The organism is Microbulbifer variabilis ATCC 700307 (assembly GCF_000380565.1).
GTDB classification, from domain to species: Bacteria; Pseudomonadota; Gammaproteobacteria; order Pseudomonadales; family Cellvibrionaceae; genus Microbulbifer; species Microbulbifer variabilis.
Map to the genome: position 1 here is coordinate 31957 of NZ_AQYJ01000023.1, position 26270 is coordinate 58226.

At 46.7% G+C, this 26270-nt stretch carries 18 protein-coding genes; 15 read left to right on the forward strand and 3 right to left on the reverse strand.

Annotated elements, in window-relative coordinates; all coding sequences use genetic code 11:
• The first annotated feature begins 2 nt into the window (after positions 1-2).
• The 14 genes from G367_RS0105495 to G367_RS0105560 all read left to right on the forward strand — a co-directional run bounded on the left by G367_RS0105495 (position 3) and on the right by G367_RS0105560 (position 19905).
• On the forward strand, positions 3-1241 hold the full coding sequence (locus G367_RS0105495; protein WP_020412107.1) for a glycosyltransferase family 4 protein: 1239 nt from the start codon (positions 3-5) through the stop codon (positions 1239-1241).
• Positions 1234-2181 (forward strand): hypothetical protein, encoded by a 948-nt coding sequence (locus tag G367_RS0105500; protein WP_020412108.1) that lies wholly within the window; start codon positions 1234-1236, stop codon positions 2179-2181. The genes G367_RS0105495 and G367_RS0105500 overlap by 8 nt, the downstream gene beginning before the upstream one ends.
• Positions 2182-2188: 7 nt before the next feature.
• Positions 2189-3325, forward strand: coding sequence for a polysaccharide pyruvyl transferase family protein (locus G367_RS0105505; protein ID WP_020412109.1), 1137 nt, complete (start codon positions 2189-2191; stop codon positions 3323-3325).
• A gap of 36 nt (positions 3326-3361) precedes the next feature.
• Positions 3362-4306 carry an alginate O-acetyltransferase AlgX-related protein gene (locus G367_RS0105510; RefSeq protein WP_020412110.1) on the forward strand — a complete coding sequence of 315 codons (945 nt, stop codon included), beginning with the start codon at positions 3362-3364 and terminating at the stop codon, positions 4304-4306.
• A 10-nt stretch (positions 4307-4316) separates the two neighbouring features.
• Complete coding sequence (gene galU / locus G367_RS0105515; RefSeq protein WP_020412111.1) at positions 4317-5252, forward strand: UTP--glucose-1-phosphate uridylyltransferase GalU; 936 nt, start codon at positions 4317-4319, stop codon at positions 5250-5252.
• Entirely contained in the window at positions 5249-6307 is a 1059-nt protein-coding gene (galE, locus tag G367_RS0105520; protein ID WP_020412112.1) for a UDP-glucose 4-epimerase GalE, read from the forward strand. The genes galU and galE overlap by 4 nt, the downstream gene beginning before the upstream one ends.
• A gap of 136 nt (positions 6308-6443) precedes the next feature.
• Positions 6444-7004 (forward strand): sulfotransferase, encoded by a 561-nt coding sequence (locus G367_RS24920; RefSeq protein WP_020412113.1) that lies wholly within the window; start codon positions 6444-6446, stop codon positions 7002-7004.
• 141 nt (positions 7005-7145) lie between these two features.
• The gene (locus G367_RS23180) at positions 7146-8288 is read left to right on the forward strand and encodes a glycosyltransferase family 92 protein (RefSeq protein WP_020412114.1); all 1143 of its coding nucleotides are present in this window, start codon (positions 7146-7148) and stop codon (positions 8286-8288) included.
• A 124-nt stretch (positions 8289-8412) separates the two neighbouring features.
• Positions 8413-10677 carry a glycosyltransferase family 2 protein gene (locus tag G367_RS0105535; protein ID WP_157533365.1) on the forward strand — a complete coding sequence of 755 codons (2265 nt, stop codon included), beginning with the start codon at positions 8413-8415 and terminating at the stop codon, positions 10675-10677.
• Positions 10678-10947: 270 nt separating this feature from the next.
• Complete coding sequence (locus G367_RS0105540) at positions 10948-12681, forward strand: SLC13 family permease (protein ID WP_020412116.1); 1734 nt, start codon at positions 10948-10950, stop codon at positions 12679-12681.
• Positions 12682-12686: 5 nt separating this feature from the next.
• The gene (locus G367_RS0105545) at positions 12687-13619 is read left to right on the forward strand and encodes a glycosyltransferase family protein (protein WP_026304935.1); all 933 of its coding nucleotides are present in this window, start codon (positions 12687-12689) and stop codon (positions 13617-13619) included.
• A 104-nt stretch (positions 13620-13723) separates the two neighbouring features.
• The gene (locus G367_RS0105550; protein WP_211214884.1) at positions 13724-15661 is read left to right on the forward strand and encodes a capsule polysaccharide biogenesis protein; all 1938 of its coding nucleotides are present in this window, start codon (positions 13724-13726) and stop codon (positions 15659-15661) included.
• A gap of 1029 nt (positions 15662-16690) precedes the next feature.
• Positions 16691-17935: a capsule polysaccharide biogenesis protein gene (locus tag G367_RS0105555; RefSeq protein ID WP_020412119.1), complete on the forward strand. Its 1245-nt coding sequence runs from the start codon at positions 16691-16693 to the stop codon at positions 17933-17935.
• A 191-nt stretch (positions 17936-18126) separates the two neighbouring features.
• Complete coding sequence (locus tag G367_RS0105560) at positions 18127-19905, forward strand: DEAD/DEAH box helicase (protein WP_020412120.1); 1779 nt, start codon at positions 18127-18129, stop codon at positions 19903-19905.
• Between the two features lie 86 nt (positions 19906-19991).
• Here the strand turns inward: G367_RS0105560 and G367_RS0105565 are convergent, their stop codons facing one another.
• A complete protein-coding gene (locus G367_RS0105565) occupies positions 19992-20531 on the reverse strand; it encodes a cytochrome b (RefSeq protein WP_020412121.1) in 540 nt (179 codons plus the stop codon).
• Positions 20532-20604: 73 nt separating this feature from the next.
• Positions 20605-21573 (reverse strand): LysR family transcriptional regulator, encoded by a 969-nt coding sequence (locus G367_RS0105570; RefSeq protein ID WP_020412122.1) that lies wholly within the window; start codon positions 21571-21573, stop codon positions 20605-20607.
• Positions 21574-21753: 180 nt separating this feature from the next.
• Here G367_RS0105570 and metE point away from each other — a divergent pair, with 180 nt between their 5' ends.
• Positions 21754-23988, forward strand: a complete 2235-nt coding sequence (gene metE, locus G367_RS0105575; RefSeq protein ID WP_020412123.1) for a 5-methyltetrahydropteroyltriglutamate--homocysteine S-methyltransferase — start codon at positions 21754-21756, stop codon at positions 23986-23988.
• A gap of 82 nt (positions 23989-24070) precedes the next feature.
• Here the strand turns inward: metE and G367_RS0105580 are convergent, their stop codons facing one another.
• The gene (locus G367_RS0105580; protein ID WP_020412124.1) at positions 24071-26122 is read right to left on the reverse strand and encodes an amidohydrolase family protein; all 2052 of its coding nucleotides are present in this window, start codon (positions 26120-26122) and stop codon (positions 24071-24073) included.
• Positions 26123-26270: the final 148 nt, after the last annotated feature.

Sequence of the window (26270 nt, forward strand, 5' to 3'; positions counted from 1 at the left end):
CAATGACTGAACACAGAATACTGATTGTTTCCCACGGTCACCCGGATCACAGCAAGGGTGGTGCAGAAGTGGCCGCCTATAACCTGTTTAAGGAATACGAACGACTGGGCTTGGACACTGTTTTTTTGGCACGTACCGACCAGCCTTCCCATGGAGGATCTGCTTTCTCCACTATTAATTCGGACAAAGAGATTCTATTCCATACTCATATGTCCGATTTTTTCCTGTTCCAATCGGGTTGTAAAAAGCATGTTTGGCAGGAATTTCGTGCATTATTAAAGCGCTACCAACCGACTGTAGTACATTTTCATCATTACATTCATATGGGGTTGGAATTGATCCGTGAGGTAAGAAATACCTTACCGGATGCACGTCTTGTTGTAACACTGCACGAATATTTAGCTATCTGTGCTAATAATGGCCAAATGGTTAAGCCAGGCAAACAGATGAAGCTTTGTTATAAGTCATCTCCCACTGACTGTGCACGTTGTTTCCCCGATCGCTCTGCAGCGGACTTCTTCCTGCGGGAGAAGTATATTAAATCCATTTTTAACTTGGTGGATATGTTCGTCTCACCCAGTCATTTTCTGATTGAGCGCTATAAAGCCTGGGGGATCCCCGAAGAGAAAATGGTAATGATCGAAAATGGCCAGCCGGAGATCGAAACGCCTGCACCTCGCCCCTTAGCAGAAGGAGAAGGGCGCGGCCGTTTTGCTTTCTTTGGTCAGATCAATCCTTTTAAAGGTGTAGATGTATTACTGGAGGCCTTTAAACTGTTGCCCGAAGATATCCAAGAGAAGGTTCACTTGGATATTCACGGAGCTAATTTACAAGGCCAGACGGAAGAGTTTCAGGAGAAAATTCTTGGGTTGTTAGAGGATCTGGGCGATTTGGTTACCTTGCATGGATCCTATGAGTCCCATGAAATAGGTCGCTTAATGGAGCAAGCCGACTGGGTGATTATTCCTTCGGTATGGTGGGAAAACTCACCGATGGTTATTCAGGAGGCCTTTAACCATGGCCGTCCTTTGATCGGTAGTGATATCGGCGGTATGGTTGAAAAAATTTCCGATAATATAAGTGGGCATCATTTCCGTAACGGGAGTAGTAATTCTCTGAAACAGGCAATACTGAAGGCTTGTGGAGAGGATAGTAGCTGGAACCTGATCGCAAGTAATATTCCGAAACCTCTAACTGTTAGTGAATGCGCAGATAAACATATGGGTATTTATCATGGCTAAACTATATCTGCATGTCGGAATGCCTAAGACGGGCACCAGTTATATTCAAGCCTATATGAACCTGAATGCAAAAAGGCTAAAAGGTGATCACGATGTTGATGTTATATCGGGGCGGGATCCACATATTATTGCATGTGAGCATATTGGGGATGCTCGCTTACGAAAGCGCGAAGATATTAACGGATTGTTGCAGGAAAAAAAGTTATCTGAAATATCCAAAAAACTGACTACATTTAGCACAGGCTCTGTAGCTATCTGTTCATCTGAGTATTTTACGCTCTCCGATAAGAAGTCGGTTTTGAGTTACTTCTCTTCCTATTTTGATGAAGTAGAGGTTATCTATACCGTTCGTAGACAAGACAAGTTACTGGCTTCAGGATTTAACCAGGATGTAAAAGCTTTAGGTAGAACTTCTAATCTTGTTTGGTCAAAAAAAGATAGCCTTCTGGATTATTATGCCAACTGTCAGGAATGGGTAGATCTTGGAGCGAAAGTATCGATCATTAATTTTGATCAGGTGCGAAGTTCAAACCAAAAGATAGAGGAACAGTTCTTTGAGGTCTGTGGTATATCTGGAAATTTATCAGGTTACGCTATTCCAGATTCAAAAGGAGCGAATTACTCCCTGAAAAAGAGAGAGGTTCTTTTAAAGCTGGCTCTTAATCGGAGAGGCGTGTCTGCGCCAGAGCTGCTGGAAGAGTTTATCTCCTTTAACAATCAGGATGTTGAGTTTGTACTCCCCAAATATTATGCAAGGATATTGATGGGGTATTACTCTGAGTCAAATAGGAAGTTTGCTGATAAATTCTGTATCGGAACTGATATGAGTGAATTTATTGCCGTTGATCCTCTGGTAAATAATGTAGACAGGTTTGAATGGAATCCTCTATCTGAATCTGAATATCTAGTCGATTTTTTTATCCAAAAATTAATTCCTTAGGTGCTTTATGAAGAGAATAGCATTTATTGGTGCTAATCCAAACGGGTCATCATTTAAAAGAAATACAGATGAAGCATTTTCAGTTTCTGGAAATAACACGGGGAATTATGCATTCTGGAATGCGGTAGATCGGCAAATTTTAGGTGATAAAGAGTATATCGAAGGCTGGAATTTCAATCCTGAGAAGATTCAATGTGAATTTGATCTAGTTGTTCTTCCTGCATCAAATTTTATACATCCTGATAGGGATATGGGTGGGCTGGCAGATAAATTAGAAAAAGTCAATCTACCAGTGTTGGTGGTTGGTTTAGGTGCACAAGCGGCACATAAGAATGAAGGAGTTAGATTTAAGAAAGGCACTGTTCGCTTTGCTAAAGTTTTGAGTGACTTGGCTACGAAAATTGCTGTTCGAGGAGAGTATACAGCCGCAGTCCTTGAGTCATTTGGCATTAATAACGTAGAGGTTATTGGTTGTCCATCGAACTTTACAAACTTAGATCCTGAGTTGGGTGTAAAGAATGAAAATTCTTTAAGTGAGTTAAGGAATACTCCTGAAGAAAATATAAGTATTTTGGTGAATATTGATGCACATAGGAAGAAGTTTAAAGGGGCATTTAAAAAGTTTCATTCTTCAATAAAAAATAATCCTTTTCAAATTGTTTGTCAGAATCCCTTCGAGTTAGTCTCTTTGGCGCGTGGGGAGGTGTATGATGAGGCTAATCATCATATGACTCATCAGGCTGACTTATGGTGTTCTGGGGAGTCTAGAGAGGTGTTTGAGCGCTTCGCCAAAGAAAGGTTTATTACTTTTTTTAACGCTGAAGCATGGATGGAGTATGCAAGAAAATTTGAACTATCAATAGGTACGCGGCTTCATGGGAATATGCTGGCCTTCCAAAGTTATGTTCCTTCATTTTTTGTATCCCATGACTCAAGAACAAATGAATTGGTTGATATTATGATGCTCCCTAGGTGTGATTGGGATGATTTCACCGGAGGACAAGTTCATAAAATAATCGAAAAATGTGAGTTTTCTGGTCGAAACTATGATCAGAACCGCCGCTATTTGGCGGCTAGCTACCAAGTTTTACTTGATAGTTATGGTGTTCCCATTTCGAGAGAATTACGTGAATTCGTTGGTTGACCTTAAGATCTTTCACATATTGAATTGGTGATCATTTTGGATTCAATAAATGTAGAAAATGGTGTATTGGTAGGGAATAATGATGAGCTTTTTCTTGCGAAAGGCAATCATAATCCCTTGGAATATATCTTAGGTGATAAGGTTGTAGACCTTGAATCTATTGAGAGCTTCTGGGCTAATATCGCAGCTAGGGCGAGTTATTGTGCTAAAGCTGGCTGTGCTTTTAAGCATGTAGTTTTTCCAGATAAACATGTTGTTCAATATAAAGATTTTCCATTGGGAAAAGTTGATGGCCTTTTTTCTTATTACATGGAGAAAAAATGGGATAACTCTGTTATTTACCCTGTCTCCGAGCTTCGGGGATTGGTTGAAAAACCATATCTTAAGTATGATACTCATATGAATATGTATGGGAAAAGGTTGGTTTCCTATTTGCTCTTAAAGGAGACTTTAGAGGAGATTTCTTTCGAAGACCATAGAAAGATCCTTGCAGAAAATATTAAGACTGCTCGAACGCAAGGGGATTTGTCAGTTAAGTTGGGCCTTGGTCCGGACGATGTTGAAGTTATTTCTTCCCCAAAAGGTGCAAGATATCTCAGTAATGGTGTCAAGGGCGGGAATAATGGAATTGTTGATATTTATATCAACGAAAAATCTATAACAAATAAGCGCCTTTTGATTTTTGGTGATTCTTTTTTTAGATCTATGTTGTCCATCCTTGCTTATTATTTTAATGAGATTCTGTTTCTGAGAACACCTTATTTTCATACTGAAATGTATAATTTATATAGGCCGGATGTTGTTTTTACTGGCAATGTAGAAAGATACTTGTCGAAAGTAACATGCGACAATGAGGCTCGCCCATTTTTTATGTATCGTTATGCAAAATCTAGTGAAGACTATGGAAATGAAACCAAAGGCTTTTCTGATATTTATGGTTCTTTATTGAGCGCTAAGAATAGCTTTGTAGTCTCCAGATAGATAAGATTTTATGAAAGCAATTTTACCTGTTGCCGGCTTGGGAACCCGTATGCTGCCGGCCACCAAGGCTATTCCCAAAGAAATGCTGCCTATCGTCGATAAACCGCTTATTCAGTATGTGGTCAATGAGGCGGTTGCCGCTGGGATAAAACATATTGTGTTGGTTACCCATTCCAGTAAGAACTCTATCGAAAACCATTTCGATACCAGTTTTGAGTTGGAGGCTACCCTAGAGGCCAGGGTCAAACGACAGCTATTGGATGAGGTTCGGTCCATCTGCCCGAAAGACGTTACTATCATGCATGTACGCCAGGGTGAGGCGAAGGGGTTGGGGCATGCTATCTTATGCGCCCGACCATTGGTGGGTGATGAGGATTTTGCGGTGTTACTTCCGGACGTCATTATCGATGATGCAGCTTCTAATCTCTGTCGGGATAATTTGGCGCAAATGTTATCGCGATTCAATCGGATTGGTGTTAGTCAGGTGATGGTTGAGCCGGTTCCGGAAGAAGAAGTGCATAAATATGGCGTGGCGGATTGTCAGGGAGCAGCGTTGTCTCCAAATGCCTCGCAGCCAATGACAGCCATTGTGGAAAAACCTCCTGCAGCTGAAGCGCCATCGAATTTAGCAGTGGTTGGACGCTATGTATTGTCACGCATGCTATGGCCCTTACTTGAGCAGACATTACCAGGTGCCAGTAACGAAATTCAGCTTACTGATGCTATTGCAGAGTTGATGACACAGGAAACAGTTGAGGCTTATCGTATGGTCGGCAAGAGTCATGATTGTGGCTCTAAGTTGGGCTATCTAAAGGCAAATGTTGAATACGGATTGCGCCATCCAGATTTAGCAGAAGATTACCGGGCTTATTTGAATACGTTGATGCTATCTGGGGATATGGCTTCCGATAGTCAGATCCAGCTTCCAGAGGATGCTGTTGCATGATTGAGAATAGCGAAACGATGGGTAGACGGATATTGGTTACCGGTGGCGCGGGTTACATTGGCTCTCACACCCTGGTGGCATTACAAGAGGCTGGGTTTGAGGCTGTAGTTATCGATAGTCTGTGCAATAGCTCCGAAGTAGCTTTACAAAGAGTACAGGCGATTAGCGGCAAACCGGTTCGCTTCTATCGTGGTGATATTAGAAACCGCAAACTGCTAGACCAAATTTTTACTGAGAATGTGATTCATGCCGTAATTCATTTTGCCGGACTGAAGGCAGTAGGTGAATCTTCACAGAAGCCGATCGACTACTACCAGAGTAATGTTAGTGGCAGTCTGGTAATACTGGAGGCTATGCAGGCGTTTGGAGTTAAGCAGCTGGTGTTCAGCTCTTCCGCCACTGTTTATGGTAGTGAGGCCCCTGTGCCTTATGTGGAAACTCTACAAACTGGTCGCACCAGTAACCCATATGGCACCAGTAAATGGATGGTAGAGCAGGTTTTACGGGATGCGGCCGCTGCGAACCCAGAGCTTTCTGTGGCACTCCTTCGATATTTTAATCCTGTTGGTGCGCATCCTTCTGGATTGATTGGAGAAGATCCTCAGGGAATACCTAACAACCTGCTACCTTATATCGCCCAGGTTGCAGTGGGTAAGCGCAACGAGTTATCGATATTTGGCGATGACTACCCCACACCGGATGGCACCTGTCTGCGGGATTACCTTCATGTAGTGGATTTGGCGATAGGGCACGTTCGAGCCTTGGAGTGGCTGGCAGATAAGTCAGGCGCAGAAGCATTTAACCTTGGGACCGGTCGGGGCACTTCTGTACTGGAAATAGTTCGAGCTTTTGAACGGGCTTCAGGTGTAACAGTTCCCTATCGGCTGTCACCACGTCGTGCAGGCGACCTGCCAGCTTTTTGGGCTGATGCTTCCAAGGCAAAATGTGAATTGGGGTGGGTTGCAAATCTGGGGTTGGAGCAGATGATGGCCGATACTTGGCGGTGGCAGAGTAAAAACCCCCATGGCTATGGCGCTGTTGCTACCAATAAGTAGATGAAAATGGCGCTAGCGATATTTTCTTGAAAATAGCAGAAGAAAATAGAGAATCTCGCGAACGTCTCACTATGCACTGTGTTGACAGCGTTAAGTTAGCTCGGCATTGAATAAACAAGTTTTTTAGATTTTTAGCATGAAAGTATTTCAGATTGGCTTTAATAAGTGTGGTACGACAAGCCTGAACCACTTTTTCTTGCGCAATGGCTATAAAGCTATTCACTGGGATCATGGGAACTTGGCTTTACAGATTGAGGATAACTATCTACATGGACGGCCATTGCTGAGTGGATATGAAGATTTCGATTTCTTTAGCGATATGGAGCTGGTTTCAAGTCGGTGCCTATATGCCTTCGAAAAATACTATCAGGAACTGGACCGACAGTACCCAGGTTCTCTTTTTATATTAAATACACGCCCTGTGGATAAATGGATAAAGAGTCGCCTTAATCACGGTGATGGAAGTTACTTGCGGCGTTTTGAACAAATCTACTCGTGTAACCGTGAAGGCGTTATAGATCGTTGGAAGTACGAGTGGTACAAGCATCATTCAAATGTGCTTCAGTATTTTTATGGGCGTGAGAACTTCCTTCTATTTGATATTGAAAACGATGATGGAAGCAAGATAAAAAAATTTACTGGCTGTTCAAAAATGCAGGCTTCTTTTTACAGACATGATCACCGGACCAGCTGTTAGTGTGATTGGTGCTACGACTGAGATAATGTGTGCCTGCACTTTTCTGATTGTCACTCCTGTTAGATTATACGTTATTTTAATAGTGACCACTTTCGAAACTTTTTTAGAATAGTTGACTAAAGATGGTTTTTTGGAGCGCGAATGAAGTTTGGAATCGCTGCGATTTTTAAAAATGAATATGAGTATATTCTGGAATGGATTGTCTATCACCAGTTGATAGGTGTTGATGCCTTTTATATTGCTGATAATGTCAGTGATGATGGATCCTCACAGTTATTGGAAGCACTGGACAGCCTAGGTGTGATAAAAAGGGTTTATTTCCCCAGAGTTGGTACCGGTGGTCCACAGATGCCTGCTTATAATAATATGTTGCATCGGTTCGGTAACGAAGTTGACCTTTTGTGTTTTATTGATGCCGATGAATTTCTTGTCAGCACAAATGGCAGTAATTTAAAGGATATTTTATCTGGTTTTTATGCACTAGAGGATGCTGGTGCTCTGGCACTCAATTGGCGAAACTTTGGGTCGTCCGGTCATAAATTCAAGGATGAGGGCTTGGTAATTGAGCGTTTTACATATGCTTCAAAACAAGATCATGATTTCAATCGACATATCAAGACGATCTTAAAGCCCTCTATGGTAGAGAGGATGCATGTTCATGAATGTATCCTTAAATCTGGACGTTATTATTCAGGGAATCTTCAACCAACGGTCTTTGAGAATGGCAGTCCGTGTGAGCCCAAGACGAGCAAGGTTCTCTATGATGGGATAAGAGTTAATCATTATGTGGTTAAGTCCCGTCATGAGCATGTTATGAAAAAGGAGCATAAAGGCTCTGGAGCTGGCAGTGCAGAGAGAAAAAAGGGTGAGGCTTACTTTAAGGCGCACGATTTAAATGATGAGAGAGATAAGGCACTGCTCTGCTATGTTGATGACGTCAAGGCAGGCGTTGCAGCCCTGAGGGATCGTATTGGTGCAGAAACCCCATTCCTCTGTTACGGGAAAGCGTTTGTTGATGTTAAGCCTGAGCTGATTACCGGTTGGGCTGTTACAGAGTCTGATTGTCCAGTAAAGATTCGCTTGTTGGTCAATGGCGTAGAACACCTTGTCGATTTGAGTCGGGCGCGCCCCGATGTTGTACGTAAGGGGCTTTCCAAAAGGCTACAATGTGGCTTCAGTTTTAAACCCAAGAAGGTTATCACCAGCGAAGATAAAATTGAGGCGTATATATACGGTACGACTGTTGAAGCGAAGGTTAACTTTAAGTTGGATATTAGCGCTTAGGAAGAAACCTTATATATGGCCGGATATGGCATTGAAACAAGTAGCTAAACTTGAAAGTAAGGTTATTCCGGTACGCATAACAAGCACGGTAAAGTGCACAATTAAATAGCGGGATTTAATACTGGTGTTTAGATTTTTGAAGTCCCTGTTTCGTATTGATTTGATCTCCAGGCTTAAGCCTGCACTTGCTATTAGTCGGGCCAGTGATGCTTCGATGAATTTTGACTGGTATTCTGAGGGAAAAGATCCGCAATTTTTGGTAAAGGGACGGATGCCCAGTGCCGGATGGTATATGGTGGAAATTGCTTTGAAGTATAATCAGTCTTCTATAGATTCAAAGATCTACTTTGATTATGGGGCTGGTTTAAGTGAATCTGACAGCATTTTTATTCCTATTAAATCCGGTAAAGTCACCAAGCGTCTGGTATACCTTTCTGCTCGACCACAGGCAGTACGTTTTGACCCCATGGAATCTGTGGGGCTATTTTCAGTAAAGCGTTTTAACTTAGTCAGACTTTTGCCCCAGTTTGCTTATGATCGCTTGGCTCAGCGTCTCAACAATATGCACTTTAAGTTTCGTAACTTGGGAAAAGCGAATGTGTTGCGGAGCATTCGCGAGGAAGCCTTAGAAAGGAATTGTTGTTGGCGTGATTTGGCGTTAGAACACTACGGGAGAACTTTTATTAAGAGACGTCAGTCTCGCGATTATAATGAGTGGATCAGAACCGTTGAGCTCAAACGCCTCGAATCTGCGGATAAGGGGTTTTCCCTAAATACAAATACAGGCCCCCTGATTTCAATTGTTGTCCCTACTTACAATACTGATTTAAAGCTATTGTGCGCTTGCGTTGACTCGGTACTAGCACAAAGTTACGGCAATTGGCAGCTTTGTATTGCCGACGATGCGTCTTCGGAACCACAGGTTAAGGCTTGCTTGAAGGAATACCAAGCCAAAGATGCACGCATCCAAGTGGAATTCCGGAAAAGTAATGGACATATTTCAGCGGCTAGTAATAGCGCTTTAAATTTGGTAAAGGGCGAATATATCGCTTTACTGGACCATGATGATACTCTGGCGCCGCACGCCCTACAAAGAGTGGCAGAGGAGATTCGGAAGAAACCGCAAGCTCAATTGCTTTATAGTGATGAAGACAAAATTGATCATTTGGGTGAGCGTTTTGATCCGCACTTCAAGCCGGATTGGAATCCTGATCTTCTATTGTCACAAAATTATATTTGCCATTTGACGGTGCTAAGGGCATCTCTAGTGGCACGGGTAGGAGGCTTCCGCTTGGGGGTTGAGGGCAGTCAGGATCACGATTTGCTCCTGCGTTGTTCGCCCTATCTGAATGCTGGTAATGTCGTACATATTCCGGAAATACTATACCACTGGCGAGCGATCAATGGTTCCACCGCCCAGGAGGGCGACGCCAAAAGTTATGCAGTCAAGGCGGGCTTAAAGGCTGTGACTGATTATTTTGAAAGTGAAGGGTTGCAAGCTATGGCAGAGCCGGGTACAGCACCAAACAGCTATCGGGTGCACTGGACTATTCCTCAGCCTGCTCCTTTGGTGAGTTTACTGATTCCAACTCGGGATGGCCTGGAGATTCTTAAGCCCTGTGTAGAGGCGATTCTGTCCAGAACAGATTATCCGAATTATGAGGTGCTGATTTTGGATAATCAGAGCCGTTGCGAGGCAACATTGCGCTTTCTGAAGGAGATTAGTACTTCTAATACAAGGGTTTCAGTGCATCGTTGGGACCACCCATTCAATTACTCTGCGATTAATAATTTTGGCGCTGAGCTGGCCAGGGGTGAGATTATAGGGTTGGTGAATAACGACATCGAGCCTATCAACAGGGGCTGGCTGACAGAGATGGTAAGCCAGGCGCAGCGGCCTGAAATCGGCTGTGTGGGCGCAAAACTTTACTACTCCAATGATACTATCCAGCACGGTGGAGTGATTCTCGGGATTGGAGGTGTCGCAGGCCATTCCCACAAGTATTTCAACCGTAATGAATACGGTTATTTTTCGCGCCTGCACTTAGTGCAAAACCTTTCAGCAGTGACAGCCGCGTGTCTTCTGATACGTAAAGCGGTATTCGTGGAAGTGGGGGGGTTGGACAGTGCTAATTTGGCGGTGGCTTTTAATGATGTGGATTTATGTCTCAAGGTGCGCGAAGCGGGTTATCGTAATCTGTGGACACCTTATGCGGAACTCTACCATCATGAATCAGTTTCTCGAGGCGCCGACAATACCTTGGCTAAACGCCGCCGTGCGCAGCGTGAGGCGCAGTATATGCGCAATCGTTGGGGAGAGTTGTTAGATACTGATCCAGCTTATAATCCTAATCTGACGCTTGTGCATGAGGACTTCTCATTGGCATAAATCTGAAGTAGTAAGGCACCTTAGCTATATTCGCTGATTTATTCTAATGGGGACTTCTTTGCATTTGCCAGCTTGCCATATTAAGAAAGTGGCGCGTATGGATGCTCTTCTGTTGCGCTTGGCGGTAAGGCTGGGGGCTTACGGGCATAACTATATAGGAAGCTTTGGGCGGGCAGCATAACCGGATCAGTTTTGGCATAATCTGTTGTTGCCCCAGGCCTGCAATAAAACAAACTCTCGTATCGGTAACCAGAGCGGTGCCCTGATCTTATGACACTTTCCCAATTTTTTGTTGCGGGTATCTTTACCCTGGTAATCGGTTCCCTGATTTTCACACGTTTCCGCCCTTCTCTGGTCTTTGCTTCAGCTGCAGGAGCCTGTTTTTTGACCGGATTGGTACCTGCGGAGTCGGTGTTACAGAAGGGGGCTAACCCGGGTTTGGTGACATTGATAATTTTATTACTGGTATCGGTGGGGTTGGAGAAGGCCCGTTGGTTGCGGGCTCTTTCAGAAGGGTTGATCAATGGCTCCCTGAGGATCAGCCTTCTGCGCTTAACTACTGCAACAGCGCTAAGTTCAGCTTTTCTCAACAATACTGCTGTGGTGGCAGCTTTGGCGTCCAGCGTCAAAGGACAACGCCGTTTACCGGCAGCAAAGCTGCTATTACCACTTTCCTATGCCGCTATTCTCGGTGGAACCCTGACCTTGATAGGCACTTCTACCAACCTGATTGTTAATAGTTTCGTGCTGGACCGTGGCCTGCAAGGCCTGGAGTTCTTCACTTTTTTGCCAGTAGGATTGGCCGCAACCTTAGTGGGGCTGGCAGTGTTGTTGTTGTGTAATCGCCTTTTACCTGAAGGGGCGGTAACTGAGGAGCCGGTGACTGAATATCTGCTGGAAGCAGAGGTAGTGGCAGATTCACCCCTGGATGGCAAGAGCGTTGAACAGAACCGCTTGCGCCAGCTGGAGACCCTCTACTTGATCGAAATTGTTCGTGGTAATCAAATCATAAGTCCAGTGGCACCTTCAGAGGTGCTCCGTTGTGGGGATAAGCTGATTTTTAGTGGTGATGTCCGAGATCTGGGACGTTTACAGGATATTGAGGGGTTACGCCTTTTCGCTCTGGAAGATGAGAAGTTGGACCTGAATCTCACCGAGGTGGTGGTAACGCCCAGTTCCAGTATCCTTGGCCAAACCCTAAAGGGGTGCAACTTTCGTACTCGTTTCGACGCTGCTGTAGTTGCTATGCGCCGTGGCGGTGAACGGTTGTCAGGGAAGCTGGGGGAGATAGAGCTGCGCGCGGGAGATGCGCTGCTGCTGGCAGTGGGAGCGGATTTCAAGCATCACTTAAATATCGATAAGAACTTTTATGTGATAAGCGGTACTGAAGTACGGCGTGAACTTTCACGGCGGGATAACTGGCTGCTGGGCCTTGGTTTTGCTGCCGTAGTTTCCGGTGCGGCGCTCGGCTATTTTTCGTTGCTGAAAGGGCTGGTGGTATTGCTGGGTGGCATGATAGGGCTGGGTATCGTATCGACTACTGAGATGCAGCGACGCTTCCCTTTCCAGATATGGTTAATTATTGCCTGTGCCTTGGTACTTGCAGAGGCCTTTGCTGTTAGTGGCTTGGCGGACACGCTGGCTGGTGGTTTGAGGAGTATGCTTGCTGGGTGGGGACCGTTGGCTGGTCTGGTGGGTATATTTTTACTGACCTTAGTCCTAACCGAACTGATGACGAATAATGCAGCCGCCGCGCTTACTTTCCCCCTTGCCTGGAGTTTGGCAGAGAGTTTTGGGGTGAGTTGGGTGCCTTTTGTAATGGCCGTGGCCTATGGGGCCAGCGCAAGTTTTTTGACTCCATTTGGCTACCAGACCAATCTGATAGTGCAAAACTTGGGTGGGTATCACTTAAGGGACTTCCTGCGTGCGGGTTTACCTCTCACCATTGCATACTCTTTGACTGTCCTAACATTATTGCCAATCGTATTTCCCTTTGAGAATTGAAGCTTTTGAGAACTGAATTGGATAATGCGAACCGCTGGTTGATCGTTGAAGAGGGCCCAAACCCCTCTACGGATTATTTTGTTATTCCTTATTTGCGGAAGAAAAGGGCACAAGTACAGCGGTTGTCTTTTTCGGAAGTTCTTAGTGGTGATGAGCTTGAGGGCCTGGGATTGATATTTGTACGTTATATCCCCAGATCATGGCAGTCTCTTATCCATAAAAATCTTAGTAAATTGTCAGAAATTTATTTATTTATTGATGACGATTTATTTGATTGGTCTGCCTTTGTTGGCTTGCCCCTCCGCTATCAACTAAAGATTTTTCGTTATAGTTGGTCACGACAAGGTTGGCTGAAGTCCATAGGGGCAGGTCTGTTGGTCTCAACGCCATATTTACAGAGCAAGTATCAGGAATGGTCTCCACAGTTATTACAGGCGCAGCAGATAGATTGTAGTGGAGGTCAACCTCTAACAGTTTTCTATCATGGTTCTGCATCGCATATTGAAGAAATTCGCTGGTTGGTCCCAATAATTCAGAAAGTATTGCAAAGAAATTCAAGTTTGAATTTCGAAGTTATCGGTGATGGGCGTGTAAATAACCTGTTTCGAGGGATGTCAAGAGTAAAAGTAATACATCCTATGAAATGGTCAACCTATCTATCCATGTTGCAAAGGCCAGGGCGAACTATAGGTTTGGCACCGTTGCTAGACACTCCATTTAATAAAGCCCGGTCTTACACTAAGTTTTTTGATATTACACGGGCTGGTGCTGTAGGAATATATGCGAATGGGGATATTTATGGCAGGGTGATTCGTCATCAGGAAAATGGTTTGTTGGTGCCTATGGAGACTTCGGCCTGGGTAGATGGCATTTTACATTTAGCGGATGATAAACAATTACGTGAGAAGTTATTAAGTGGGGCTCGACAATGTCTGTAATCGGATATTGTTCGCTGGGCCTTAGCCGATTGCGCAACCTGGAGCATTTTCTAGGGGCTCCCTGTCAGTATGTGCTGTCAAAACCAGGTAAGTCTGTTACCCATATGGTTGGTTGGGGTCTTAAGGCTACTGCGGTTAAGGCGCAACGTATAGCCGTTCGCTCAAATTTACCTTATTCCTGTATTGAAGATGGATTTTTGCGATCACTGGGTCTGGGGGTTGAGGGCGCTGAACCCCACAGCTTAATTGTTGATCAGACAGGTATTTATTACGATGCCTCCCGCCCAAGTGATCTTGAGTCCTTGATCGGAGAATCTGCTTGTTCGGCAGAAGAGATAGAGCGAGCAGAAGCAGGGCTCCGGCTTTTACGAAGCTATAGACTTTGTAAATACAACTCTGCTGATGATACTCCCCTGGAATTACCGGACAGTCGCGCTTATGTGTTGGTAGTTGACCAAACCTATGGCGACAAATCTGTTAGTGGAGGATTAGCTTCAACAAAACATTTCCAGCAAATGTTGGAAAGCGCCATCTGTGAAAATCCTAGGGCTGAAATATTAGTAAAAATTCATCCAGATGTTATTGCGGGAAAGAAACGCGGATATCTGGAAGAGCTGGCGGAGGAAAAAGGCTGTAAGATACTTACCCAGGATATTTCTCCTTGGGCAATCTTTGATCGAGTTGAAAAGGTCTATGTGGTAAGTAGCCAGCTGGGCTTTGATGCACTAATTGCTGGTAAAGAAGTGCATTGTTTTGGTATGCCTTTTTATGCTGGTTGGGGCTTGACCAAGGATCGCCAAAGCTCAGAACGCCGTGGAATCAAGCGTACTTTGGCGGAGATTTTCGACGCTGCTTACCTGCGCTATTGTCGATATATAAATCCCTACACAAGACAGAAGTGTGAATTTGAGGATACTGTTGGACTCATTGCGGAACAAAAAAGACAGTGGAACCGGTTTCGGGGACAGTGGCAGGGCATTGGGTTTTCAGCTTGGAAGCGTCGATTTATTCCTGATTTCCTTGGAAATAAGGATAGGGTGAAATTCTCTAAAAGGTATAGCGAAGCAAGAAATCTGGATATCGGTACCAATATCCTGGTTTGGGCAAGTCGAGCGTCGAGTGAATTAAAGGAGGAATGTAAGCGCTCAAACTTAAATTTATGGAGGGTAGAGGATGGTTTCTTACGCTCTGTTGGTTTGGGAGCAGATTTAATTTCGCCAAAGTCGCTGGTTTTTGACTCTCGTGGTATCTATTTTGATGCGGAGCAACCAAGTGATCTTGAGGCGCTGTTAAATTTTGGGGTTTTTCCAGAGTCATTATTAAATAGGGCCAGAAAGCTACAAAAATCGCTGATCAGAAAACGCTTAACTAAATACAATTTAAGTGTTTGTAAGCCAATATCCAGTTTAGGTATTTCCTCAGATAAGAAAGTGATCCTGATTCCTGGTCAAGTCGAAAGTGATGCATCCATTGCCTATGGCTCACCAAAATTAAAAAGTAATTTTTCATTGCTTGAAAGAGTAAGGCGCGATAATCCAGGGGCATATATTGTGTATAAACCCCACCCGGATGTGGTAGCCGGAGCTCGACTGGGAGCGCTGCCGGCAGGTGCTGAGTCTTTGTTTGATTTAATAGTAGAGCAGGGTGATTTTTCTTTTTTATTAGAAAATGTAGATGAAGTACATACACTCAGTTCACTGAGCGGCTTTGAGGCTCTGATGCGCGGGGTAAGGGTGGTAACCTATGGCCTGCCTTTTTATGCAGGCTGGGGTCTCACAAATGATAAACTTATAGAAAACAGGGAGATGAGTAAAAAAGACTTATTTGAACTGAAGTCTCGTAGGCAGCGCCACTTAAGTCTGGATCAACTAATTGCGGCTACTTTATTGCTTTATCCGGTATATGTGGATAGAAATACTGGGGAGTATATAGACGCAGAGACAACAGTTGAGCTGTTAGAGTCTGAACGAAATTTGAGTGCCCGAAATAATATTTTCTTTAAGTTTTTCTGTTGGTATCGGAGTAAATTTTTGCGTTATTAGTTTAAGCGGTTGTTGGCTAGGCGTAGACTTCTACCTTAGAAGATATGTAATACAGGTCTTTGTGAAATATATTTTCATTTAGGTTATTTGGTTTTGTGTTTTCTTGATGTTGATCTCGCACCTTTAAATAATCGCATTATTTTCTAATTACAGTCTAATTTTGAGTGGGATTTACGGTATTTGGGTTCTTTTCAGGAATTGCTTCATCTTTTTTAAGTTAATGCCCTTTTCTCTAGTTGCGAGTCCTGTTTTGTTGTTGAAGGTAACTTTATTCTTAAGTTTTCCTGGGATTATCTGTCTCGCTTATGGTTGCTATCAATGCTGTCTTAAAGATTGAGGCGAGTCATAGAGTTTTGCTTTGCAAAAAGAGTTGATCAGTGGTTTTGTATTTAATGGTTTTTCGCTTTTCTGAGTTTTGGCAGTGATTTTATTTAAGGGGAAGATGTTTTATTCAATTCAAGCTGCAAACGATTGCAACTGCGCTGCATCTAGTCTTTGAGCTGCACTAAACTGGTCACCGATGACGTACGGCTGTGCGCAGTGATAAAAATTTGTTGGGTAAAAAACAGGGTGCGGTTATATCTGGACTGTTAGTCTACTTTGAAGGGACACATGCGCTGTATTTGTGTGTGATGGCATATTTTTTTTCTTGATATAAGATGCTTTTTCTCCGGGCACTGGCAATTGGCGGGCGATAGATTTATTTGCGTCTATGAAAATAGGTAAAGGCCTAAATTAATCGACTCTCAATTTCCACTAATACAGACGCTGTCTTTGTAAATAGCTATTAAGAAAGGTTCAATGTATAGGCCTTGGCTTGTCACTGATCTGTAGAGAGCGGTATTGCGGAGTTAGAGGAGGCTTTAGGAGCTTGACTTTAGATGAGATAATACCTCACTGTGGGTTGTTGACTAACTTAGGTTTTGTGGTATCGAAATGCGTAGGCAAGTTTCTGTTCTCTCCTCCTACACTTGCCTACCGACAAGTTGTATTGCGCCAGCTTATTGATACTCAGGGGTAGATCAATTTATGTCTGTTGCAGTATTTCTACAGGGGCCTCATGGTCCATTTTTCGCCAGGGTGGCGAAAAGGCTATCCCAACATGGTGTGATCACCCATAAAATCAACTTTAACGGCGGTGATCGCTTTTTTGCGTGGGCGGATTTCCAGGAAGATTTCGCCGGTAGCGAGGATGACTGGCCATTCTTTTTTCGCCAATACCTGTTAGACAAGGAGGCTGAGGCGGTCTTTGTCTATGGCGATTGCCGACGTTACCACGCCACGGCAAGAGAAATCTGTTCATCACTTCAAATCCCTTTTTGTGTATTCGAAGAGGGATACTTGCGCCCAGATTTCGTAACTCTGGAGTGGGGAGGAGTAAATGCTTTCTCCCAGAGGGATTGGTCTGAGGAGATAATTAACCAGTACGAACCTAATGGACGCCAGAAAGGGCTTCCCGTAGGGCAAACGTTCTGGCATAGAGCACTTTTTGCGATCGAATATTACTTGGCAATGCGTTTTGGACAGTCAGAATTCCCTTATTACCGGCATCACCGCAGTCGTGATTGGCTGGAGGAGGGTACTAACTGGCTTCGCAGCTTTGTTCGCAAGGGACTTTACAAGATTACGGAGCATAAGCTGACTGATCGGTTAACTTCAAATCTGAGTCAGCAGTTTTTCCTGTTTCCCCTGCAGACCCGAGATGATTTTCAGCTTAGGAGGCATTCCGACCTTCTTTCTATAGAAAACGCCATCGATGTAGTGCTGAAGTCCTTTGCCCAGAATGCTCCAGAGGGCACAGTGGTTGTTATCAAACATCACCCTATGGATAGAGGCTTTTGCCATTACCAGAAGCTGATTGATGTGTTGGCCGAGCGGTACAGTATTGTCGGAAGGGTTATCTACTGCCACGATTTACACCTACCCACTCTGCTCGATCATGCCAGGGGGGTTGTGACAATCAATAGTACGGTGGGTATTTCAGCATTGCTGCATAAAGTTCCTACCAAGGTGCTTGGTCGTGCACTTTACGATATCCCCGGATTAACCCATCAAGGTCAGTTAGCCAGCTTCTGGTCATCACCCGAGAAAGTAGACTTTACATATTTTCAGCGTTTCCATACCTATCTTTACGAGCAAACCCAGATTGACGGTAGCTTCTCCAAAGGCATTGATAAGACAATAGACGGAGTGATAAAGCACTTACAATCAGTTGCCGTATTAGCAGCACAGGGACCTGTTTCCGTCGAAACCTGTAGTACAGATGCCGTATAAAGCATGGGTGCTCCCAACTCCCTGCTCCTTCTCAGCCTAATACGGCATCTCCTAAAGGCTTTCAGTTGCACTGGTCACCCTTTGTTTAAAAAATAGGCTGATCTAAATCGACTAACCTGTTAGACTGCGCGGCCTTTTGACCCGCCGCTCCGGTCCCTCGATAGGGACTTTGGCTTCAAGTGAATTCCGAAATGACCGATACCCCTAAACCGGCCGGCTTCGACCAGCTGGGCCTGCCGCCTGAAATCCTCAATGCCATTGAAAAGCTTGGTTATGAGACTCCGTCCCCAATTCAGGCGCAGACTATCCCTTCCTTAATGGAGGGCCGCGATGTACTGGGCCAGGCACAAACTGGTACCGGCAAAACAGCTGCTTTTGCGCTGCCGCTGCTTTCCCAGTTAGATTTGAGTGACCGGCGCCCCCAGGCGCTGGTATTGGCGCCGACCCGTGAACTGGCAATCCAGGTGGCAGAAGCTTGCCAGGCCTATGCAGGCAAACTTAAAGGCTTTCATGTAGCACCGATTTACGGTGGTGCAGACTACCGTGGACAGATACAGCAGCTGAAGCGCGGAGTACAGTTAATAGTGGGAACTCCAGGTCGGGTGATGGACCATATGCGCCGCGGTTCTCTGGACCTCTCCAACTTACGTACACTGGTACTGGATGAAGCCGATGAAATGCTGCGCATGGGCTTTATTGATGACGTGCAATGGGTATTGGAACAAATTCCCGAAGAGCGCCAGATTGCCCTTTTCTCTGCGACCATGCCCAAAGAGATTGCCCGTATCGCCCGAGAGCACCTGCAGGAGCCGGTAGAAGTCAAAATTCGGGTTAAGACCGAGACTGCTGAGACTATTCGCCAGCGTTACTGGCCAGTGGGTGGTCTTCACAAGCTGGATGCACTGACCCGCATTCTGGAAGCTGAGCCAGTGGATGCCACAATTATTTTTGTGCGCACCAAGAACAGCACTGTGGAGCTCGCGGATAAGCTGGCGGCGCGTGGCTTCGCCAGTGCAGCATTGAATGGAGATATGGCACAGAACCTGCGTGAGGCGGTGATCGATAAGCTCAAGAATGGCAAGCTCGATATCGTAGTGGCCACTGATGTGGCGGCGCGAGGCTTGGATGTGAAGCGTATCAGCCATGTGATCAATTACGACATCCCCTACGATACCGAAGCCTATATCCACCGTATTGGCCGTACTGGTCGCGCAGGCCGTGAAGGTGATGCCATCCTGTTTGTGGCACCGCGTGAGCGTCGCATGCTGCGAATTATTGAGAAGGCCACCAAAAAGCCGATTGAAAAGCTGGAGTTGCCAAGCGCGGCGGCGGTTAACAGTGCTCGTATGCAGCGTTTCCGCGAACGTATTACCGCAACATTGGAAGGCCAAACTGATCTGGCTCCCTACCGCCAGCTGGTAGAGGAATTCCTGGCACAAAATGAAGTGGACCCACTGGATGTAGCCGCGGCGCTGGCTGCGATGGCTCAGGGCGATCAGCCTTTGTTGATCAAAGAGCAGGAGCCCAAGCAGCGCAGAGAACGACGCGAGCGCGATGATGACTTCGAAGGGGCGCGCGGCCGCAAGCGAGGTGGTTATGAGAAAGACCGCAAATTGCCGGCACCGGACGAAGGCCTGGAGCGCTACCGTATCGAAATCGGACGCGAACATGGTGTAAGGCCTGGCAGTATTGTTGGCGCAATTGCCAATGAAGTGGAGCTGGATAGTTCCTACATTGGTCGTATTGAGATCTACCCGGATTTCACTACGGTGGACCTGCCTGAAGGAATGCCAAAAGAAGTCTTCCAGCACCTGAAAAAAGTGCGTGTGTCTGGAAAGCCGATGAAGATATCACGCTTTGATGAGGCGAGCTCAAAGCCCAAGGGTAAACCGAAAGGTAAACCCAAGGGTAAGTCGAAAGATAAGCCAAAAGGAAAGCCCAAGTTCAAGCGGGAGAATAGCGGGGAGTAATATAGCCCCTATAAAAAACGGCGCCGAAGGCGCCGTTTTTTATTTGATAAACCATTTTAGTTTATCGCTTTTTCTACTCTCTGGTGCTAGCGCTGCGGCAGCATACGGGTCAGGGTGGTATCGCGCTTCACAAAGTGATGCCACAGGGCGGCGGCAATATGCAGGCCAACCAATATCAACAGCGCCGGCCATAGAACGTCTTTGTGAAGGAAGGCGAGCTGCTTGCCCAGGTCGGGGTTTTTCTCTAGCAGGCGTGGCAATGCGAAGAGACCAAAAAATTCAGTATCCCGGCCAAACAGCTGGCGCATGGCAATTCCGGATACCGGCATTGCCAACAAGACCAGGTAAAGGGCGCCGTGTGTCAGTTTGGAAACGGCCTTCTGCCAAGTAGTTCCCTGAATTTCCGGGCGCTTGTGACGTGCACGCCAGTAAAGGCGAATAGCCAGCAGCATCAGTACAGCAACACCCAACGAGAAGTGCAGGCGTACAAACCAGCCGCGCATGGGGTCCTCCCGGTCGAAGAACTCGTGTAGCTCTACAGCGCCCCATACGGCCAGCAGTAGAATCACAAATAACCAGTGCAAGCCCTTGCTGACTGAATTCCAGCCTTCGTTCGATGTTGACATAGGTAAATCTCCTGTAAAAACAATGCCCGAGAAGAGGCTTATCAATTGTGGCGAGTGTGTGCACCCGCTCCCGTTATGTCTCTGTGGTTAATTCGGCCTGTCGGTTTTTATCCCCAGTGGCAGCGCGAATGCCCTTCAAGTGGGAAAAACAGGTATCCCGCGCTGTTTGAAGGAAGTCAGCCAAGTAAGCCTGCTCCAGTATTTCCTCTCGCACCGCTGCGTAGAGGGTGCTCCAGAGGCCCTTTTCCCCCAAGCGCAATTGCGCAATAAATCCTTTTTGTAGGTATTCGTGTAGGGCCCAGTCGGGTAGGGCACAGACACCACGGCCACTGGCCACCAGTTGCACCATCATAACCGTCAATTCTGCCGTACGCACATCTGCGGGTTCAACACCTGCCGGGTCGAGGAAATGTTGGAATATATCCAGGCGCTCCCGCTCCACGGGATAGGTGATCTGTATTTCTCCGTCCAGGTCATTGGGGGTGACCCAGCGCCGCTTGCCATTTTGTAATAAGGGGTGGTTACGGCTGAGCGCCAAGCACATCTCGAAGCTGAACAGAGGGTAGTAGTGGATACCTTTCAGCTCTGAATCAGGGTTGGAGGTGACCACGAGATCCAGATCGCCGCGAACTAGTGCCGGTAGCGGTGCGAAGTGAAATCCACTACAGAGGTCCAGCTCTACTTCGGGCCAGTCGTCGCGGTAGGTATTTAGGGTTGGCATCAGCCACTGATAACAGCTGTGGCATTCAATGGCGATATTGAGACGGCCAGACTGGCCTGAAGCGAGCCGGGCCAGGTCGCGCTGTGCGACGGCCACCCGCGGCAGTATGTCGTCAGCGAGCTGTAACAGACGCAGTCCTGCGCTGGTAAAGCGTAGCGGGCGGGATTTGCGCACAAATAACGGCTGGTCGTGGCGCTCCTCCATTTCCCGGAATAAATGGGATAGTGCCGACTGGGTTAGATGCAGCCTCTCAGCGGCTCGGACCAGGCTGCCGGTCTCCCTTAGGGTGCAAAGGGCACGTAGTTGGCGCAGCTCAATCATCTTTAAATTTATTCATGTTAACCGCAAAAAATATGAAATTGATTGAATAACACTGTGCCGACACAATCAAGTCTGAATTATCGCGGAGTGTGTGACGGGATCTGGAACCGGCGATTTACCGCGAACAACCGTATACACGGAGCGATGCTCCCTCACAGGAATGGACTTGGTAACAGAGACATGGCGCAGACACATATTCTTGGCTATCCCCGTATCGGGGCCAATCGTGAGTTAAAGAAGGCCCAGGAGGCATACTGGCGTGGGGAAATTTCCCAGCAGCAACTCTTGCAGGAGGGAGAGGAAATACGTCGTAGCAACTGGCAGGCACAGAGTGATGCCGGTCTGGATTGGGTGACAGTGGGAGATTTTGCCTGGTATGACCAGGTACTGAATCACTCTTTGATGTTTGGTGTGGTGGGCGATCGTTTTTCTGAAGGTGCCGCGGAGAACAAACTGGATCAGTACTTTCGTTTGGCGCGGGGGCGAGCTCCCTCTGGGCAGCCGGTTGCGGCCAGTGCCATGACCAAGTGGTTTGATACTAACTACCACTACCTGGTACCGGAGTTTACTGATCAACAGGCCTTCTCCCTGGATAGTGAATGGTTGTTGGATGAAGTGCGTGAAGCTCAGGTTCAGGGGCATAAAGTAAAGCCGGTAGTAATGGGTCCCTTAACCTACCTATGGTTGGGAAGAGGCGTTGATAGCGCTTTGGCACTGTTGCCGAGTTTGTTGCCGTGTTACACACAGTTGTTTTCGCAGCTGGCTGATCTCGGTGTGGAGTGGGTACAGCTCGATGAACCAATCCTGGGTTTGGACTTGCCAGAAGAATGGCGCTCTGTATTTATTGGTGCATACAAGGGGATTGGCGCGGATTCTGGCAGCCTGAATTTACTCCTGGCAACTTACTTTTCCCCACTGCGGGAAAATCTACAGCTGGCTTTCTCTCTGCCAGTGGATGGTGTGCATCTTGACTGTATACGAGCGCCTGAAGAATTAAATACCGCCCGCGATCTCCTTGGTGATAAGCAGGTACTTTCTGCGGGTGTGGTGAACGGACGTAACATCTGGCGTGCAGATCTGGATAAATGGCAGCGTGTCCTGAAGCCAATGGCGGAAAAGCTGGGTGACCGCTTTTGGATCTCAGCCAGTTGTTCGTTGCTACACAGCCCGGTAGACCTGGATACTGAAATCTCCCTGCCCGTGGAGCAAAAGCAAAAACTTGCCTACGCTCGCCAAAAACTGGATGAGCTGGTGCACCTGCAAAGTCTTCTAGATCAAGAGGTAAGTACGACCGTAACCGAGTTGAAGAGCGGTGATAAAAGCGGTTCAGTTGCCCAACAGCTACGGGATACATGGCGTGAACAGGGTTACCTGGAGCGTGTTTCCGTGCAGGCTGAGCGCTGGCAATTACCACTGCTGCCTACAACGACTATCGGTTCATTCCCACAGACTGATCTACTGCGCAAGGTTCGCCGCCAGTATCGCAATAGTGAAATCAGTGAAAAAGATTATCTGGAGCATTTGCGCGCGGAGATTGCTGAAGCGATCCGGCGGCAGGAAATTCTTGGCTTGGATGTTCTGGTTCACGGTGAAGCGGAGCGCAATGACATGGTTGAGTACTTTGGTGAACAGCTTGATGGATTTGTGCATACCGGCAATGGTTGGGTGCAGAGTTATGGTTCCCGCTGTGTAAAACCGCCAGTTATTTTTGGGGATATTTCCCGGCCCCAGGCAATAACTGTGGAGTGGAGCAGCTACGCACAGAGCCTTACCAAAAAACCTGTAAAAGGCATGTTGACTGGCCCGGTAACGATTCTCAACTGGTCCTTCCCGCGAGAGGATATTCACCGCAGTGAGAGCTGCCTGCAAATTGCCAGGGCTTTGCGTGAGGAGGTTCTGGACCTGGAGTCGGCGGGTATCGGTATTATTCAGATAGATGAGCCGGCTCTGCGCGAAGGGGTGCCCCTGAGAGAATCAGAACATGCAGATTACTTCTCGTGGGCGGTGGGTTGTTTCCGCTATACCTGCAGTGAAGTGAAAGCGGAAACGCAAATCCATACTCATATGTGTTACAGCAATTTCAATGCAATTATGGATGCGATTGTTTCCCTTGATGCGGATGTGATTACTATTGAATCTGCGAGATCTGACCTGCGCCTGCTCAGCGCTTTTGCCGACAAGGCTGGTGGTTACCCCAATGAAATTGGACCTGGCATTTACGATATTCACTCTCCCAATGTGCCGGATAGGGGTGAGCTGGTGGAGCGGCTTAAGAAAATTGCACAGGTGGTGCCAGTTGAGAGACTTTGGGTAAATCCGGATTGCGGCCTTAAAACCCGTAACTGGGCTGAGGTGGGGTCATCCTTGCTGAATATGGTAGAGGCTGCGCGTACTGTGCGTACAGAACTGGCTTAGTCAATTTATAAGTAGAAAAACCGGCAATCATTTGGATTGCCGGTTTTTTCTTTTCTGTTTTTTCCGCTACTGTTTTTTTCGCTTACTGGGACTTGGCGGCTACTGTAGTAGTGTTATTTAATTCAAATGGCACTGAAGGGTGGAAAGGTTTAATACCCAAAGCTGTGTAAAGCTCATCCGGGCGATACATATTCTGCCCCTCGAGCACCAGTGCGGTGCGACGCAGCGCGGTAATATCCTCGAGAGGATTTCCCTCCAGTAAAACCAGGTCTGCATTTTTCCCCACCGCAATACTGCCAGTGTACTCGTCGGCCCCCATAACCTGCGCCGGTACCAGGGTGGCTGTGCGTAGCACATCAATATTGGGAATACCGGCTTTGGCATAGAGTTCCAGTTCACGTAACAGGGTAAATCCGGGGATGCCATCGGAGCCCGCGACCATAGTGACCTTATGCTCGTGTAGTTTGAGCATCATGGCCAGCAGGGCTTCCGCTGAAAGGTCGTAGTCATCCCGGTGTTCCGGCTTCACATCCAGTTCGGCCCCAACAAAAGCGCGCTGGATATTCACTGGAAGGTGGTCGGTAATATCGGCAAATTCAGGATCTACTTTGCCCGGTTGGCGCAGTAACATCGAGCTGAATACGGTGGTGGTTGCGTCTACGACAGTGCCTTTCTTGGCTAGCTTATCCAGGAAAGTAGCCACTTCTTTGCTATCCAGATCCAGCTCGTGGGCGTGCTCCCCGATTTCTGTAAAGCGCAGTCTTTTACGGGTATCTATCTTGCCCATAAAATTCAGGAACAGCATATTGATATGCTGAATTTCATCAAAGCCCGCGTCCACGGCTTCCTCGGCGGTCATAAATGCAGGGATATGGCCGGATAAACGCATACCATTTTCGTGGATATGCTTGGCTAAGGGAGCGATCCACTCGGGCTCCATTGAGCTGTAGGTTTTAATTTGCTGATAGCCGCGATCCGCGTACCATTCGACAATATCCTTGGCTTCTTCCAGGCTGTCTGCAGTCTTGCCCATACGCATGGCATTTTCGCTTTCCCGGTCCATAAAGCCCGCGCGGAATAGGTCGCCGCCAATGATTTGCTCTGACTCAAACATCCCTTCAATACGCATGATACTTTCATGGGTATTACCGATGTCGCGAACATTAACAATGCCAGCGGCCATATTCAGAACACCATCGGTAGGGGATAAGTGGGCGTGCATATCCCAGAGGCCGGGGATCAGCGTATGGTTACGGGCATCAATGGTGGTTGCCCCGTTGGCTTTGATCGGTTTTTTACTGATTTTTGCGATCTTTCCATCTTTGATCAGAACATGGTGCTTTCTCTGTAGTTTGCCAGATTCAACATCAACCAGGTTGACGTTGCTGATCAGGATGGGTTGGATTGATGTGTGGGTATGTTTCTTGGCAATACCTTGCAGGTACTGGTCTGCGGCTGCGACTTGCCGGGTTTTCAGTTCTTCGAGGTGAGATTTATCCCAGCCTTTGCGCAGGATGGCGAACCATCCCCCCTCATCGGAGGCAAATAAATCCCCATTGTCATCATACCAGGCGAGATCTGGGGTAAAGCCCAGGCCGCTTACGCCATAAAGGTGGACCGTTTTCTTTTTCTCGCCTTGCTGCAGGGTAACTTTATCAAGCTTATGGAGGCGTGCTTGTCCTTGCGGCAGTAAATCAATATATTGATCTGCATCGGCAATCAGTGCTTTTACCAATTGCGCCTGTACGGCAAGGGTGCTGTTCTTGGGAATATAAAATTGGGCTTCGGAAGTTTTTGCGCTGCCGTGCTCATCGGAACCTTTCCAGCGAGCGACACCATTTTCCAGGGAAAATTCTTCGCTGACTGGAGCACCAAATGGGCTGATCCCTTCAATGGATAATTGCTCGGGCATTGCCGCCTCACCGATAGTGAAGCTCTCCTTGAGGTTTAGGCGGCGGTTATTCCAGCCGAGCTTTAATTCACCAGATACCTTTGTTCCATCCTGGTGAATAATTTCTGAGCCCGCAATGCCCTCTTTATCGTAAAAAATATACTCGATTGATTTTGCATAAGCGCTATTGGCTGCGGCTAGAACTGTGGCTGCGATAAGCGTTGTCAGTGTTTTTTTTCTCATGAACTGTCCCTTTTCTTGTTGTAATACCGGTGATGGACTTTGGCTTCTTTTCGGTGAGGGGGCAAGCAGCTTAGGGGCGCAAGCGGCGAGAGGAAAAGCGGGAGCGGTAGGGCGTTCTTTAATGTTTTAACTTTCGGAGTAAGGTAAA